Genomic DNA, 14,907 nt, shown 5'->3' with positions numbered 1-14,907 from the left:
CGTCGCCTCTCGCGCGACGCGTCGATAGTTGCACTCTCGCGGGATTAAGCGGTTGGCACCAGGCGAAGGCAGATCGAGTTGATGCAGTAGCGCCGGTCGGTGGGCGTCGGATAGCCCTCACCGGTGAACACGTGACCCAGGTGGCTGTGACAATTGGCGCACAACACCTCGGTGCGCGTCATACCCATCGAATGGTCGGGGCGCAGGATCACTGCGTCGGAGTTCGCCGGGTCGAAGAATGACGGCCAGCCGCAATGGGATTCGAATTTCTCGCTGCTGCGGAACAATTCGGCGCCGCAGGCGCGGCACTGGTAGACACCCTCGGTCTTGGTGTCGGTGTACTCACCGGTGAACGGAGGCTCGGTGCCGGCCCGGCGCAGCACGGCGAACTCCTCGGGAGTGAGCTTTTGACGCCATTCGTCATCGCTGAGCTGCACGCGTGGAGAGGTCATGCGTCCACGCTAGCGCTAATGGCGGTGACCCGCTGCGCCCGGCTGCGCCGCGCTTGCGATCACCGCGCCTCGCGCGGGCTCCGGCGTCAGCCACGCCGGATCGATCCCGGAATCGAGCCGGTTTTCGGCCTTGGCGTCCAGATAGCGGAAGTACAGAACGCAGAACACCACGATCAAAAGCAGCGACCAGCCGTAGGTGATCTTGAGGTATTCCAGCGGACGCCCGATGCCCATCCAGTTGAACAGCAGCCAGCGGTCCATCGTCATGAACCCGTAGACCCCCAGCCAGGCCGGCCAGTTGCGGATCACCGAGTTGGGCAGCACCACCGTCATCAGGAACGGGAACAGCATCATCGAGTAGTAGCCCTGCGCCAGCGACAACACCAGCCACGACCACAGCAGCAGCACACCGGAGGAGGTCAGCATCCAGAACCGCGTGTCGCGAACCCGGTAGTAGCGGTACAGCAGCCACAGACTGGCGATCGCGATCAGCGTAAACGCGATCCGCAGGAACAAGATCAGCCACGTCGGCAAGCCGAAGTAGACGCCGTTGCCCTCGATCGAGCTGTTGAAGTAGTCACGCACGCCCAGGATGTACGGCACGGTGCGGGTGACGAAGTCTTGCGGGTCGCTGACCAGTGGCCAGGCCACGGCGTTCAACACCAGCGGCACCACGACCGCAGCGACCACCGCCCGCCACTGGCGGTTCAGCAGCGGCAACAACACCAGTGGCGCCAATAGAGGTTTGGTCACCAGCGTCAGCCCGATCGCGATGCCGGCCCACCACTGGTGGCTGACCTTGCCGTCGAGCAGCCAGCGGAAGAACAGCACCTCGGCCAGCAGCACACAGCCGTTGATGTTGGTGAACACCAGCGTGTTGGTCACGCTTTCGGTGCAAAACATCGCCAGCAGCAGAGCAGGGGCGGCCACCGAGGCCAGCGTGTAGTTGAACAGCCGCAGCAACAGATACCAGGCGATGAGGATCGCCACGGTGTTGCACAGGATGAACAAATACCGCGACGGCGTGAACGACAGGTACCCGAACGGCGCCATCAGCAGGGTGCCGCCGGGCGGATACAGGTAGTGCGGGTCGACGTAGTCGAAGTGTTCGTTGTAGATGTCCCAGCCGTGGCGGAAGTTCAGCACGGCCCGGTAAATCGGTTTGAAGTCGTCGGTGATGTTGCCGTTCGTGGTGACCACGACACTGCGGTGGATCACCGCCAAGATGGCGACCGGCCACAACGCCGAGCGCAGCACGGTCGCGGCCCGCGGTGCGCTGGTCCGGGGACGAAACGCGGCCAGCACGCAATCGCGCCAACCGGTACGGATGGAATCAACTGCCGTCACGAGCGAACCGTACACCGGCCACTGAGCGCCCCGATAAGTCAGGCAGGACAGTAGGTGTCGGTGTCGGGCAACTTGCCGCTGTCCAGGTAGGCGATCAGCGGCGACACCGCACATGAGGAGTAGATGCTGGCGCCGTGGCCGATGCCCTGCCACATCACCCGTTTGCTGGCTGCGCTCGCGTTGATGACCGCGGCGGCTGTTGCGGCCACCCCCTCCGAGCCGGTGATCGGGTCGTGCTGCACACCCATCAGCATGACGTCGACCTTGAGCTTTTTCGGCGGCTGCGGCGGCGAGCCACTCGGCCAGTGAATGCACTTGACCATGTTGAGCGCTCCGACGGCACCGAACTGCGGATACAGCTTGCCCCATTCGACGATCAGCTGACGGACCCGGTCTGGCGTCGGGCGGTTCAGCGCGTCGCCGCAGGAATTGATGAACTGCCCGTCGGTATTGCGGGTCGCCTCGGCTCGGTTGATCAGGTTCGTCAACAGGTTGGCGTCGCCGGCGTTGGCGGCCGCGAGCGCGTTGGCCAGGTCCGTGGTGTTGGTGACGCGGTCGCCGGTGGGGTAGCCCAGCGCGGTGACGATGGCGTTGGCGACCGAGGCCACCGAGGCGCCGCCGGGACCGTGCCCGCCGCGGGCCGCCGCCAGCAGCGAACTGACCGCCCCCTTGGGATCGGGACCCAGGGCGCAGTTCACCGCCGCGCACTGCTTCGCGAACGCGTCCAGCGCCGCTTGCTGACCTTTGACTTGCTGCTCGGCAGCCGCTTCGGCGTTGACCCCCAAGGCAATTGGGGAGTCGAGAATCAGCCGGGCCACCTTGTCCGGATGCGACCCGGCGTAGGTCAACGCGACTTGGGCGCCGTTGCCGATGCCGATCAGCGCCAGCGTGGGTACGTCCCAAATGCTGCGCAGCCGTTCCACGTCGGTGGCCGCATGCGCGTTGTCGTAGGACGAGTCGCCGGGCGCGATCGTGTCGGTGCAGCTGGTGGTCGCCTTGTCCGAGATGTCGCTGAGGTTGGCCACCGGATCGTCGCCGGCCTCGAACTGAGCCTGGTCGCGCATCTCCTGGCGGTCGTATTGGTCGCGGCAGTCGACCGGGCTCGACATTCCCATGCCGCGCCGGTCGACGGCGACGATGGGGTGGCTGCGCAGCACGTCGGCGCCCGCGCGCGACAGCCACGCCGGCAGCTGCACCGACGACGGCAGGTCGGATCCGGTGGTAAACACCAGCGGGCCGGCATCCTGCGGGGTCTGCACCGAGCGGGCCCGCACCGCGCCGATGCTCAGCGTTCCGGCTGCGCCGTTGACCGGGTCGAGGTCGGCGTCATAGCTCGCGCAGTCCAATTTGATGCCCGGCGCGGCGGCACTGCGGCGTCGCCGAAGACCCGCGCGGTGCAGTCGTGCCACGACAAGTCGTTCTTGGGCACCGCGATCGGCGGCGGCCCGCCGGGCGGCGGCGTGGTGGTGGCCGCGCCGCGCGGTCGCGCGCCGGAATTGGTGGCGAACCGGGGTTGGCGGCCAAGCCCGGCACGCAGCCGGCCAACAGCGTGGTCACCGCCACCAGGGCCGTGGCGAGCGTGGCGTGCCGACTCATGCCGACCACAGTAGCCAGCCGCCACGCGGTCAGGCTTTCACGTAGCGGGTGTACAGGTAGCCCGACTCATCGGCCAGCACGTGCACGCAGCGCATCCGGGTCAGCACCTGGCCGGGGCCCGTCGTGATGCGGCGGGCCTGACCGCCCACGACACACGGCGCGATCGTCAGACACAGCTCGTCGAGCAGGTCGCGTTCGACCAACGAGCTCAGCAGCGTCGGGCCGCCCTCGGTCAAGACCCGGGACAGGCCACGATCCGCCAGTTGCGCCAGCGCACGGGCCTCGTCGACCCGGCCGGGGTCATCGCCCGAGCAGTCGACGACGTCGGCAAGCCCGGCCAGTCGCTGCCGCGTCTCGTCGAGGGCCGCGGTGCAGGTGAGCACCAGCGGCGGTACCTCGGTGCGGGTGAACACCGGCATATCGCGGTCGAGGTGACCGGAGCGGGTGACGATCGCCAGCTGCGGAACCTCGGAGAGCCCGCGGGCCTGGCGATACTGCCGCTGTGCCACGGTCAGCTGGGCGCCGCTGTAGCTCTCTATCCGCACGGTGCCCGCGCCGACCACGACGACGTCGGCCAGCGCGCGCAGCATGTTGAACAGTGCCCGGTCGCCGGGCCCACCCAGCCCGCCGGTGGTGCCCTCGACCGTGGCGCCGCCGTCAACGCTCGCGATGAAGTTCGCCCGCACCCAGACCCCGCGGTGGTCGGCGGGGTAGCCGTAGAGCTCGGGCAGGTCCCCGTCGTCGACCTCGCGGACCGAACCCAGCAGTGTCAGACGTAGGCCGGGGGCTGCACCGGCGGTCGGGTCGGGCATGAGCATGATTGCACCACGCCGCTACGGCGCCCGGTTGCACGGCCCTGCCGGCGCCGGCCTGGGAAGCTCGCGAACCATCACGTAGTCGTTCTCGATCTGGGTTCCCAGCCGAAATGTCCTGGCGCCGTTGACGGTAAAGCCGTGCTTGCGGTAAAAGCGTTGTGCGCGTCGGTTGTGCTGATTAACACCCAGCCACACACAGCCAGCGCCGGATGCGCTGTCCAACGCCTTGTCCATCAGCGCCGCCGATACCCCGGTGCCGTGATACTGCTGCAGCACATACATTTTGGAGAGCTCGACGGCCGTGCGCGGGCCGACGGCGCGCTGCACCTGGACGTCATCGCCGACCCCGTGAACCAGCATCGCATATCCGACCATTTGATTTCCTTGCGTTGCAACGAGAATCAACCGATTAGGATCGGCGAGATACTCGGCGAATCGCGGCGCGGACAAATGCGCGTCGATGAACGACGCGATGTTGTCGGCCGTCACCGACGGCGGGCATGCCAGCGGAAAGGTGTGTGCGGCAAGCGTAGCCAGTTCGTCGACATCGGCCGAATCCGCCGTGGCGATCTTTACGGCTAAAGGTTCCACTGCGCGAGGTGCACACCCGTTTTCCGGTCCAGCAGCACCACGTTCGACACCGGGTCGCGGTAGGCGTCCCAGTACACGCCGCCGTGCACGGTGGCGCCGGGAGGTGCGTTCAGCAGCGCACGGTCCAGCGCGTCGGGCGCGTCGGATGGCCGTGACGTGTAGGCGTCTGCGAACGGGGTGACGCCGTCGAAGGTGAAGTCGGAGGCCATTTGGAACGGGGTGGGCGATTTGATGGTGTGGACCGTCACGTCCGCGCGAGCAACCTGGGTGCCGGGAAAACTCTTGATCGGCACACCGCTGCGGATGTAGCCGAAACCCGGGGGCGGGTCGACCGGTTCGACGCGGCTGACGGTGACGTCGGCAACGACTTTGCCGGTGTCCACCCGCAGCGTGTCACCGAGCCGACCGATGGGGGCGTCGCCTGCCGAGGCGGGCGGCGCGGCGATCACCACCGCGGAGACGAACACCAGAACAACCAGCCAGCGGCGCATCTTCCCTCCTCGGCGACCCTAGGAATAATCGCACACGGCCGGCCCGTAACCGAGCCGGTTTGTTTGCAGCCCGCCGTCTCAGCCGGCTTCCAGGCTGAGCAGCGCGGACTTGGCCTGCGCTCCGCCGGCGTACAAGCCGGCTGATCCGTCGGATCGCACCACCCGGTGGCACCCGATGACGATGGGCAGCGGGTTGCGCGCACAGGCGGTGCCGACGGCACGAACGGCGCGGGGTTTGCCGACGGCGCGGGCCACAGCGGCGTAGGTTTCCCGCTGCCCGTATCCGATGCGGCGCAGGTGGTCGAGCACCATGCGGCGGAACCCGGTGGCCAGCCGCAGATCGAGTGGAAGCTCAAAGTGCTTGCGGCGCTTCGCGAAATAATCGTCGAGCTGACGGGCAGCGGCGTCCAGCCGCGCGGGCGCCCGTAGGATACGCGGGCTGACCGTGCGCGCCAGCGCGTCCAGCACCGCGTCGTGGTTTTGGATGTCGTAGGCGACCCGCACCAGACCGACGTCCGTGGTCGCCAGCAGCAGCACACCCACCGGGGTGTCGACGGTGCGGTAGGCCACGTCGAGCAGCCCAAGCTGTTCGGCGCTGCGCTCCAGACGGGTGTGCAGCCGCACCAAGGCGGCCGTCTCGTCGGATGCGTTAAACAGGTTGGTGTTCATGCGCTTTGGTCTTTCTGGTAAGCCTTGCGAAGTGTTTTGATACCGTCGGCGGCGGCGCGGCGGGCCGCGTCGGGGGAGGTGTCGAGCAGCTCGGCGATCTCCGCGAACGGCAGACCGGCGATGTGGTGGTAGGCGACGGCCAGGCGTTGTTTGTCGGGAAGTCGGGCCACTGCCGTCCACAGGCTCTGGTCGCGGGCGGCGGGGTCGCTGGATGCGGCCGGCCGGTCGGCGATGTTGGAGGTTGGAACCGGGCGCCGGGACCGGGCCCGGCCGGCGTCGAGGGCGCGCCGGTGCGCGATCGTGACTAGCCAGGCCTCGACATTGGTGCCAGGCGGTAGTCGCGGATAGGCGCGCAACGCCGACAGAAACGTTTCCGACCACGCGTCTTCCGCGTCGTCAGCACCGACCACCGCGCGGCAAACCCGCAACACGGTCGCGCCGTATTCGGCGACCACATCCTCGAACGGCTTCATTGCTGCCACATTCTGTAGACGCCGGATACGGCCGAGACGTGAGATGCGCTCAGTCGCTTTTGCCGGCGACGATCGCCTCCAGCACCGACGTCAGGTCTGCCTCGGCACGGTCCTTGTCGACGCCGGCGCGGTGCAGCGGCCCGTCGCCGTCTTCCAGTTCGAGCAGCGCCAGCAGCAGGTGTTCGGTGCCGATGTAGTTGTGCCCGAGCCGAAGCGCCTCGCGGAAGGTCAGTTCGAGCGCTTTGCGTGCTGGTCCGCTGAACGGGGTCAGCTGCGGCGGCTCGTCACAGGCCGGCGGCAGCGTTACCGCCGAGCGGACAACCTCGGGATCCACGCCCTGTTCGTTAAGCAGTTTGGTAGCCAGCGCCTCGGGATCATCGAGTAGGCCCAGCACCAGATGCGCGGGTGTGATCTCCCGGTTGCGTGCCTCGTGCGCGGCATTTTGGGCCGCCACGACAGCGCTGCGGGCCCGCGGGGTAAACCGTCCGAAGCCCTGGTCCGGGTCGAGCGCGGTGATATCCGATCTGGGCACGAACCGTTTCTGCGCGGCCTGTTTGCTGACACCCATGCTTTTGCCGATGTCGGTCCAGGATGCGCCGGAGCGGCGCGCCTGGTCGACGAAGTGCCCGATCAAGTGATCGGCGACTTCACCGAGATGCTCGGCGGCCAGGACGGCGTCGCTGAGTTGATCGAGCACGTCGGTATGGACCCGCTTGATGGCATTGATTAGGTCGTCCAGGCGGATGGGGTAGGCAACCGCGGTCGGGTGGGGCATTGGCTCCGTCATGTGGTCAACTTTAGGTTGACGATCCACGTCGCGGCGGCGATCAGGCGTGAGGGTTTTTTTAACAGTTTTCGTGGCGGCGCGGCGGGGTGGCGAAACGCCTCGTCAACAATCCGCCCCTAACATTCGGGCAATTGTTGGCGGCCCAGCTCCGGGAGGAAGCACGCATGGACTTCCTTCGGTCGCAGTTAATCGATCCGGTGGGCCAAGTCCTCTGCGCATACGTCCTCGTCTACTTGCTGATCGGGACTGGCATCTATTTGACGGTGCGGACCCGCTTCGTCCAGGTCCGTTACTTCGGCAGGATGATTCGCCAACTGCGGGTGTCCCGCCGCCACGGCGTGGGGATCTCGTCGTTCCAGGCGTTCTGCGTCGGGCTTGCGGCGCGGGTCGGGGTCGGAAACATCGCGGGCGTCGCTATCGCGCTCACCGTCGGAGGTCCCGGCGCGATCTTTTGGATGTGGGTGGCGGCGGGCGTCGGCATGGCGACCGCGTTGATCGAGGCCACTCTCGCCCAGGTCTTCAAAGTTCGTTGCGGTGACGGCACATTCCGCGGTGGCCCGGCGTTTTACATCCAGCGTGGACTGGGCTCGCAGGCGGGGAGTGTGCTATTTGCTGTGCTGCTGGTGTTCACGTTCGGCGTCGCGTTCAACATGGTGGAAGCCAACGCGATCAGCGATGTCCTGAAGATCTCGCATCATGTCGGGGTGGGTTGGACCGCAGTGATTCTCGTCGCGCTTACAGCGCCGATTGTTTTCGGCGGCGTCCGCAGTGTCGCCAGGGTCGCGGGAGTCGTCCTACCCGTCGTAGCAATGGCGTATGCGTTGCTGGCACTGGTGATCGTGCTCGTGCACATCAGAAACTTGCCTGGGGTTTTTCACGAGATCATCGGCGGCGCGTTCGGAATCCCGCAAATGGCAGGCGGTTTCGGTGGCGGTCTCGCCGTTGCGATGCTCAATGGGGTCAAGCGCGGCCTGTTTGCGAACGAAGCGGGGATGGGCAGTACACCCAACGTCGCGGCCACCGCGACCGTGTCGCACCCGGTCGAGCAGGGTCTGATCCAGTCGCTGGGCGTGTTCGTCGACACCATGGTGATCTGCACGGCCACAGCGCTCGTCGTCTTGGTTTCTGGCCCGGCGGTCTACGATCCGGCCCACGCCGGCGCGGTCGTCGGCGCGAGCCTGACGCAGTCCGCAGTCGCTGCGGGGTTGGGGTCCTGGACCACCGGGTTGATGAGCGTCGTGGTGTTTGTCTTCGGGTTCTCGTCGGTACTCGGCGATTACGTGTGCGCGGAAGCCAACCTGCTGTTTCTCGGGGGCAGACAACGGGCGATCAACCTGCTGAAAATTTCGACGCTAGTCGCGGTCGCGCTCGGCGCGATCGCCAAGCTGGCGCTGGTGTGGGCGCTCGCCGATGTCGGGATGGCGTTGATCGCAATCGTCAACTTGGTTGCGATCTGCTTGCTGAGCAAATGGGCGTTCGCCGTGCTGAACGATTTTCATCGGCAGTCACAGCGGGGCGCCCGGCCGGTTTTCGTGGCCGACGAAGCGGACCTGCCCGGCGTTCTCAGCGGTGAGATCTGGCAACGCCCGGCGTACCCGGCCGACCGTGACCCGAGGCGACGTCTGCCGTGGCTTGGCGCAGTGACAAACGACACCGGCTCCCACCCGGAAAGCGTGAATCGGTCGTCGAGCGCCGATGTCGCCGCTGTGGGACAATAGTCGGCCGATGAGAGTAATACTCGCGCTGGCAAGCGCTGCTGGTGTAATCGGTTTGGCCGCATCTGTGCACGCCGAGCCGTCCAGCGGCGATGCGAGTTTCCTTGACGCCCTTACCAAAGCCGGCATCACGTACCAGAACGCGGATGGAGCCGTCGCATCCGGCAAAGCAGTGTGCGCGATGCTCGACGACGGCAAGAACGCCACGGACGTCGTCAACCAGCTAAGGCAGGCCAACCCCGGCTTTTCCGCGCAGGACGCGGCCAAGTTTTCGGTGCTCGCGTCCGTGGCGTACTGCCCCAAATACATGCAGGCAGGCGGCGGCGAAAGCGGCGGCAGCGGCTAGCGAGCATAGGGGCGTTTCATGAGGCTTTTACCGATGCTGATCGGCGCAATCGCTGCGATGCTGCTGGCTGCGCCGGCGCACGCCGACCCGGCCGGCGACGACGCGAACTTCCTGCATTCGCTCGACCGGTTGGGCATCACCTATCAAAGCCCAGACAGCGTCATCGCAAGCGGCAGAGCGGTATGCCAACTGTTGGACGACGGCAAGAGTCAAAAGGACATCGTCCAACAGCTAAGGCAAGCCAATCCGGGGTTCACGTTGAACAGCGCGAAAAACTTCACCGTGGCCGCAGCGACCGCATATTGCCCGCGATACCTGTAATCAGGCGCGACGGGGTCGCTGTCGGCGAGTTTTCGGTGACGGCTCGGGTTACGGCTGGCCCGGAATGGCTTGCAGATCATCGCGGATGCCCTGCAGGTCACCCTGGATGCGTTGCAGGTCGGTGAGCGCATTTTGGAATGCCTGCTGCATCTGGTCCGGACTTGTGGGTTCGTACTGAGGGCAGTACGAAACGATCGCGCCCGCGGCGACGTTCGCGCTTTGGTCGGCGTCCCACACCGAGGTTCGCTGCACGAAGTTGACGGCCTCCGCCAAGCTCGGTTGGCGCGCTAGGAAATCGCAGACCGCGTGCCCGTGGCCTATCGCGTAGTCGCGGCTGGGCACTGGCACGCCCTCCTGTTTCAGCGCATCGATGAAGGCTTTGTCGACGATGTCGAGCGGCGGCACGGATGTGCGCGGCACAGCGGGGTTGGGTTGCGCACTCGGCGGCGGGGCTGTCGGCGGTGCGCCCGATGGTGGGACCACCCTTGGCTGTGTCGGCTGTGCCGCAGGGTGGTGGTTGTGAGCCGTGAACATCACCACGAGCACAGTGGCCGCGGCCACCAGGGATAGCGGCAACAGCATGACGGGGCCGACGCGGCGCAGCACGCGCCTACCTCGGCGAGGCGTGATGCGGTCGGTTTCGGCATACGTCGACGCGGTCTCGGACGGCGCCGCGCGGTGTCCTAGGCGCTCGTCCAGAAGTTCGTCGAGCCGGCGACTCGACAGCTCGCCGCCATGCTCGCGCATCGAACGGCGCAGAGCGGCGAGGCGCCGCAACTCGGCGTCGATCGTGTCCCGATCGCGCATGGTCTGAGCCTAGGCCCGCAGCGTCGCGTCCGGCTGTCATCTGGCCAACAGCCCCCGGGTCAGCGTCACACGGGAGGGATCGCGGATTCGTGTCGCCGCTGAACCGCTGCATAAATACTGGTGCGCGGTACTGGGATTGAAGTTGGCGTTTTGGGTGTTTGCGGACCTGGTGCCTGACCAGCGCAGAAAGCCTCTGAGCTGGCGACATCGCGGATAGTACCGCGTGAATTAAGCGGAAGCAAGCGGAACATCAGGTATGCTTGTTTGGCACGTATTTGGCACGAAATGGGGTACTAGGTTCGACCTATTCGGCCCCGGTGAGGCGGTCCGATTTGGCACGAAGTTTGGCACGCGACGCCGACACCAAACGAGACAAGCGCGCATTCGGAAACATCCGCAAGTTGCCCTCCGGGCGGTATCAGGTCCGCTACACCGGCCCGGACGGCAGCTATGTCACTGCGCCGAATACGTTCGCCGCCAAGATCGACGCCGAAGCATGGTTGACCGACCGCCGTCGAGAAATCGACGCGAACCTCTGGAATGCGGCCACAGCCACCAGACCGCGCGAGCGCGTCACCTTCGGCGACTACGCGGCGGGCTGGCTGGCCGGCCGCCAGGTCGCGGGCCGCCCGATCAAGGCCCGCACCCGCGAGCACTACCAGGCCATCCTTGACGGCCATCTGTTGCCGGCATTCGGCAGCCGCCAACTCGCCGCGATCACCCCCAAGGACGTCCGGGAGTGGTACGGCAAAACGCTCGTTGATCGTCCGACGATGCGCAGCCACGCTTACAGCCTGTTGCGTACCATCATGGGCAGCGCGGTCAACGACGAGCTGATTGACGCCAACCCGTGTCGCATCGTTGGCGCCGGCCGCGCCAAACGGGTCCACAAGATCAGGCCCGCCTCGGTCGACGAGCTGGCCACGCTCACCAACGCGATGCCCGAGCGGCTTCGGCTGATGGTCACCCTGGCGTCATGGTGCGCTTTACGTTTCGGCGAAACAGTTGAGTTGCGCCGCGACGATATCGACCTGTCAGACGAAGTTATTCGCATCCGCCGCGCCGCAGTGCGAACACACGGCGGCACCTACGCCGTCACCACACCCAAGAGTGACGCCGGGGTGCGCGATGTCGCGATCCCCCCGCACATCATCCCTCAAATCGAGGACCATCTATCGAAATTCGTTGGCAGCACGCGTGATTCGCTGCTATTTCCTGCCGACAACGGCGGACACTTACAGCCGTCGACTGTGCAGCGGCACTGGTACAAGGCGAGGAAAGCCGCCGGCCGCGACGATCTGCGCTGGCACGACTTGCGCCACTCGGGGGCTGTGCTGGCCGCGGCCACTGGCGCGAGCCTGGCCGAGCTGATGGCCCGCCTTGGTCATTCGACGCCCCAAGCCGCCATGCGGTACCAGCACGCCGCCCAGGGGAGAGACCGCGAGATAGCCGCGCTGCTGTCCAAGATGGCCAACAGCTGAACGGCGAACCTGCCCGAGACACGCCGAAGGAACCGGCACCGTCGGCATTTCTCGCGGAGTTTTACATATACTCAAGCGCGCTAGCCCGAGTATGTGGGCCCAGGCGGCCCAACGGAAAAGGCGAACGACGTAGAGGCACAGGCGGCCTCACATCTTCCAGGCGGAGAACGTCGAGCAGCATCAGCACCCCCCATGTGGAGACGGGTGACGACTTGCCGCTCACGTCTCCACATCTGTGACCTGGGAGATGTCATGCCCGCCAAGGAAACTGAACTTACAAACCTGGCTGCGCGCCGCCGCTTTGCGAAACTGAAGGACGCGGCGGCCTACCTGGACGTTAACGAGCGCACCATCCGGCAGATGGTGGCGGACGGCCGGCTGACTGGATACCGCTGCGGCCGGAGGATCGTTCGGGTGGACCTCAACGAGATCGACGCCGCCATGCGGCCATTCGGTGGTGCGGCGTGAGGCCCGGCAAGAGGCTGGGGCCGCCTGAAAGACGAAACGGCCCCGACGCCACCAACGCCGGGACCGAATCAGGAGCAGGAGAAGGGCCAGGACACCCAACCGCCAACACCAAGGGTAGTGCATGGGGCCGCCGCCACACGGTCGAATCCCGCCAAGTCGCATGGTGGTCCGTGCATGAGTTCGTCGTCCCAATACTCGAGCGGGTTGGCGACTGGCCGATGGCGGGAACGCCAGCGTGGATTGCGCTGGCGGACGATGACCCGCGCAAATGGTGCGCTCTGCTTGATGCCGCCCGCCATTGGGCGTTGCGGGTCGAAACCTGCCAGGCCGCCCTGGCCGAAGCGTCACATGACGTATCTGCCGCCGCCGACTGGCCTGCGATCGCGCGGAGCATCCGCCAGCGCCACGACGCCACCCGCGCCGGCGCGTACATCCCCAGACGACGGGGGGCGGCCTGATGAGCGCCCACGCCTACGACGCGGAGTACGACGACCGGGCCGACGACTTGCGGGCCTGGCATGCGGAAGATGGCCCGGCGGACGGCGCGGCGCTGCTCGACGACGTGTTGTCCACGTTCCAGCGTTACGTGGTTTTCCCAGACCTGCACAGCGCTGTCGGAGTGGCGTTGTGGACCGCAGCGACGCACGCGCTACCCGCATTCGAGTGCGCGCCCCGGCTCGTAATCACCAGCCCTGAGAAGAGGTGCGGGAAAAGCAGGCTGCTCGACATCATTGCCGGCACTTGCCACGAGCCGCTGATGTCGGTGAACGCGACGGTGGCCGCCATCTACCGCTGCATCGGCAACACACATCCGCCCACCCTGCTCATCGACGAGGCCGACGCTTTATTTGGCTCCAAGCGAGTCGCCGAGCAGCACGAGGATTTGCGCGCACTCGTCAATGCCGGTCACCAGCGCGGCCGCCCCGCGCTGCGCTGCGTGGGGCCGAATCAGATACCCACCAAGTTTTCGACCTTCGCGATGGTCGCCCTGGCTGGGATCGGGTCGATGCCAGACACCATCACCGACCGGGCCGTCAACGTCACGTTGCGCCGGCGGACCCGCGACGAGCGCGTCTCGCAATTCCGCACTCGTCGCGACGGCCCCAGGCTGGCCGCGCTGCGCGGGCGGCTGGCCGCGTGGTGTGCCGCCCAGCTCGACGCGCTGGCCGCTGCCGAACCGGACATGCCGGTTGAGGACCGAGCCGCCGACACGTGGGAGCCGCTGATAGCGGTTGCGGATGCGGCCGGTGGCCGGTGGCCCGAGCTGGCGCGCGCCGCGTGCACGGCGCTGGTGGCCGCCGCCGAGGGGAACGCCGAGGACGCTTCTCTGGGCGTTCGGCTGCTGTCCGATATCCGCGACGTGTTCGCCAAACAAGGCCAGCCGTTCCTGTCGTCGACCGAGCTGGTGGCCGAGCTGAGGCGCCTAGAAGACTCGCCGTGGGACGACTTCGAGCTGTCGGCCCGCAAACTCGCCTACCGGCTAAAGGACTTCGGAATCAAGCCCGAACGGGCTGAGCGCAACACCGTGCGCGGGTACGCGTTGACGACACTCTCTGATGCGTTTGCGCGGTACGTCCGTCCACAAGCGTCCAACCCGTCCGCAACACAGTTTGACCAGCATAAACGTGTGGACGGATCGGAAGGTGAGGACGGATCGAAGCGTCCACAAGAAAACAAGTGTCCACAAGAAACCGCAGGTCAGAACGCGTTGCGGACGGGTTGGACGCTTGTGGACGGTTCTCCGGCAGTAAACGGCGCGGCGCCATCGGGTTTCGTCCCGCCGGCCGGCCCCGACCGCTGCCATGAATGTGGCTTTCACGTCCCGACTCAGGGCCACCGCGACGGCTGCCAGCAAACTATTGGGGAGGTGGGCCAGGCTACGCCTGATGTCCTGCCCGATCGGCTCGACTCGCACGAAAACACGGCTTGCACGGTGTGCGGCAGGCCCGTCAGCGCCGGCCAGGGCGACACACACCTTTCCTGCGTTGGGCGCGCCCGTAACGGCGCCGAAGCCGACGAGCGCTCCCGCGCGGGACTCTGCCGTGACTGCGGCCAGCGCCCACCGGCCGCCGGCAGAACCCGCTGCGACCAGTGTCACCGTATCCACGAACACGACATGGGGTTGCACGACCGATGAGCGGCGACCGCCTGCTGATCGACGACCACCGGTCGGCGTGTTTATGTGATGTCGGCGGCCGCGACTATGCCGCCGTCGTCGCCGTGGACATAGACGGAGCTGCATACCTGCTGCTGGCCCATCGGGGCTCGCTCGGCGACGAGTCGGTGCGCTTCGACGTGACCTGCCCGGAGGCACCGCATGACCAGGCTGGCCCGCTGCCGCTTGAATACGTCCGCAGAATCGCCGCCGCCCAGCGCACCCACCGCTGCGGCAGGCCTACAGCGACCGGCGGCCGCTGCCGAATCCGGGTCACCCGCCCAGGCGAGCCCTGCGGCTGGCATCGGCGAAAGGCCAACCGATGACTGCGCAACCGAAACCGATCCCTGCCACAGCGCGGATCAGCAAGCCGCGCAAACCAACCCGCGCCCA

At 66.5% G+C, this 14,907-nt stretch carries 16 protein-coding genes and 2 pseudogenes; 8 read left to right on the top strand and 10 right to left on the bottom strand.

Features of this window, described 5'->3' with window-relative positions; translation table 11 throughout:
- Nucleotides 1-44 precede the first annotated feature (44 nt).
- The 9 genes and pseudogenes from msrB to MYXE_RS14840 form a co-directional block, all read right to left on the bottom strand.
- Nucleotides 45-452, bottom strand: coding sequence for a peptide-methionine (R)-S-oxide reductase MsrB (gene msrB / locus MYXE_RS14880; protein WP_003919072.1), 408 nt, complete (start codon nucleotides 450-452; stop codon nucleotides 45-47).
- A 15-nt stretch (nucleotides 453-467) separates the two neighbouring features.
- Entirely contained in the window at nucleotides 468-1,814 is a 1,347-nt protein-coding gene (aftC, locus tag MYXE_RS14875) for an arabinofuranan 3-O-arabinosyltransferase (protein WP_085193789.1), read from the bottom strand.
- A gap of 23 nt (nucleotides 1,815-1,837) precedes the next feature.
- Nucleotides 1,838-3,413 (bottom strand): annotated as a pseudogene (locus MYXE_RS14870) (alpha/beta fold hydrolase).
- 11 nt (nucleotides 3,414-3,424) lie between these two features.
- The gene (locus MYXE_RS14865) at nucleotides 3,425-4,207 is read right to left on the bottom strand and encodes a pyrimidine reductase family protein (RefSeq protein ID WP_085193879.1); all 783 of its coding nucleotides are present in this window, start codon (nucleotides 4,205-4,207) and stop codon (nucleotides 3,425-3,427) included.
- A gap of 21 nt (nucleotides 4,208-4,228) precedes the next feature.
- Complete coding sequence (locus MYXE_RS14860) at nucleotides 4,229-4,801, bottom strand: GNAT family N-acetyltransferase (protein ID WP_085193793.1); 573 nt, start codon at nucleotides 4,799-4,801, stop codon at nucleotides 4,229-4,231.
- Nucleotides 4,789-5,292: a hypothetical protein gene (locus MYXE_RS14855; protein ID WP_085193795.1), complete on the bottom strand. Its 504-nt coding sequence runs from the start codon at nucleotides 5,290-5,292 to the stop codon at nucleotides 4,789-4,791. Before MYXE_RS14855 ends, MYXE_RS14860 begins: the two co-directional genes overlap by 13 nt.
- Nucleotides 5,293-5,370: 78 nt before the next feature.
- A complete protein-coding gene (locus MYXE_RS14850) occupies nucleotides 5,371-5,961 on the bottom strand; it encodes a methylated-DNA--[protein]-cysteine S-methyltransferase (protein ID WP_085193797.1) in 591 nt (196 codons plus the stop codon).
- Nucleotides 5,958-6,434, bottom strand: a complete 477-nt coding sequence (locus MYXE_RS14845) for an RNA polymerase sigma factor (protein WP_003919065.1) — start codon at nucleotides 6,432-6,434, stop codon at nucleotides 5,958-5,960. The genes MYXE_RS14850 and MYXE_RS14845 overlap by 4 nt, the downstream gene beginning before the upstream one ends.
- A gap of 49 nt (nucleotides 6,435-6,483) precedes the next feature.
- Complete coding sequence (locus MYXE_RS14840; protein WP_085193799.1) at nucleotides 6,484-7,209, bottom strand: Clp protease N-terminal domain-containing protein; 726 nt, start codon at nucleotides 7,207-7,209, stop codon at nucleotides 6,484-6,486.
- A 176-nt stretch (nucleotides 7,210-7,385) separates the two neighbouring features.
- Between MYXE_RS14840 and MYXE_RS14835 the strand changes: the two genes are divergently transcribed.
- From MYXE_RS14835 to MYXE_RS14825, 3 genes are read left to right on the top strand one after another with little or no spacing between them, the layout of a single operon-like run.
- The gene (locus MYXE_RS14835; RefSeq protein ID WP_232061620.1) at nucleotides 7,386-8,939 is read left to right on the top strand and encodes an alanine/glycine:cation symporter family protein; all 1,554 of its coding nucleotides are present in this window, start codon (nucleotides 7,386-7,388) and stop codon (nucleotides 8,937-8,939) included.
- Between the two features lie 7 nt (nucleotides 8,940-8,946).
- A complete protein-coding gene (locus MYXE_RS14830) occupies nucleotides 8,947-9,282 on the top strand; it encodes a DUF732 domain-containing protein (RefSeq protein WP_085193803.1) in 336 nt (111 codons plus the stop codon).
- 18 nt (nucleotides 9,283-9,300) lie between these two features.
- Nucleotides 9,301-9,603 (top strand): DUF732 domain-containing protein, encoded by a 303-nt coding sequence (locus tag MYXE_RS14825; RefSeq protein ID WP_197904869.1) that lies wholly within the window; start codon nucleotides 9,301-9,303, stop codon nucleotides 9,601-9,603.
- Between the two features lie 48 nt (nucleotides 9,604-9,651).
- On the opposite strand, the gene MYXE_RS14820 is transcribed toward MYXE_RS14825, so the two are convergent.
- A complete protein-coding gene (locus tag MYXE_RS14820) occupies nucleotides 9,652-10,410 on the bottom strand; it encodes a DUF732 domain-containing protein (protein ID WP_003919060.1) in 759 nt (252 codons plus the stop codon).
- Between the two features lie 344 nt (nucleotides 10,411-10,754).
- Between MYXE_RS14820 and MYXE_RS14815 the strand changes: the two genes are divergently transcribed.
- The 5 genes and pseudogenes from MYXE_RS14815 to MYXE_RS14795 all read left to right on the top strand — a co-directional run bounded on the left by MYXE_RS14815 (nucleotide 10,755) and on the right by MYXE_RS14795 (nucleotide 14,840).
- Nucleotides 10,755-11,891 carry a tyrosine-type recombinase/integrase gene (locus MYXE_RS14815; protein ID WP_169714182.1) on the top strand — a complete coding sequence of 379 codons (1,137 nt, stop codon included), beginning with the start codon at nucleotides 10,755-10,757 and terminating at the stop codon, nucleotides 11,889-11,891.
- A 252-nt stretch (nucleotides 11,892-12,143) separates the two neighbouring features.
- Entirely contained in the window at nucleotides 12,144-12,359 is a 216-nt protein-coding gene (locus tag MYXE_RS14810; protein WP_085193809.1) for a helix-turn-helix domain-containing protein, read from the top strand.
- A gap of 146 nt (nucleotides 12,360-12,505) precedes the next feature.
- A pseudogene (locus MYXE_RS24590) lies at nucleotides 12,506-12,817 on the top strand (DUF2742 domain-containing protein); the annotation flags it as partial.
- Entirely contained in the window at nucleotides 12,817-14,496 is a 1,680-nt protein-coding gene (locus MYXE_RS14800) for a DUF3631 domain-containing protein (protein WP_085193811.1), read from the top strand. The pseudogene MYXE_RS24590 and the gene MYXE_RS14800, both read left to right, overlap by 1 nt.
- Nucleotides 14,493-14,840, top strand: coding sequence for a hypothetical protein (locus tag MYXE_RS14795; RefSeq protein WP_085193813.1), 348 nt, complete (start codon nucleotides 14,493-14,495; stop codon nucleotides 14,838-14,840). The genes MYXE_RS14800 and MYXE_RS14795 overlap by 4 nt, the downstream gene beginning before the upstream one ends.
- Nucleotides 14,841-14,907: the final 67 nt, after the last annotated feature.

The organism is Mycobacterium xenopi, from assembly GCF_009936235.1.
GTDB classification, from domain to species: domain Bacteria; phylum Actinomycetota; class Actinomycetes; order Mycobacteriales; family Mycobacteriaceae; genus Mycobacterium; species Mycobacterium xenopi.
Note: the sequence above shows the minus strand (reverse complement) of the source record. Positions and strands in the feature narration are given on the sequence as shown.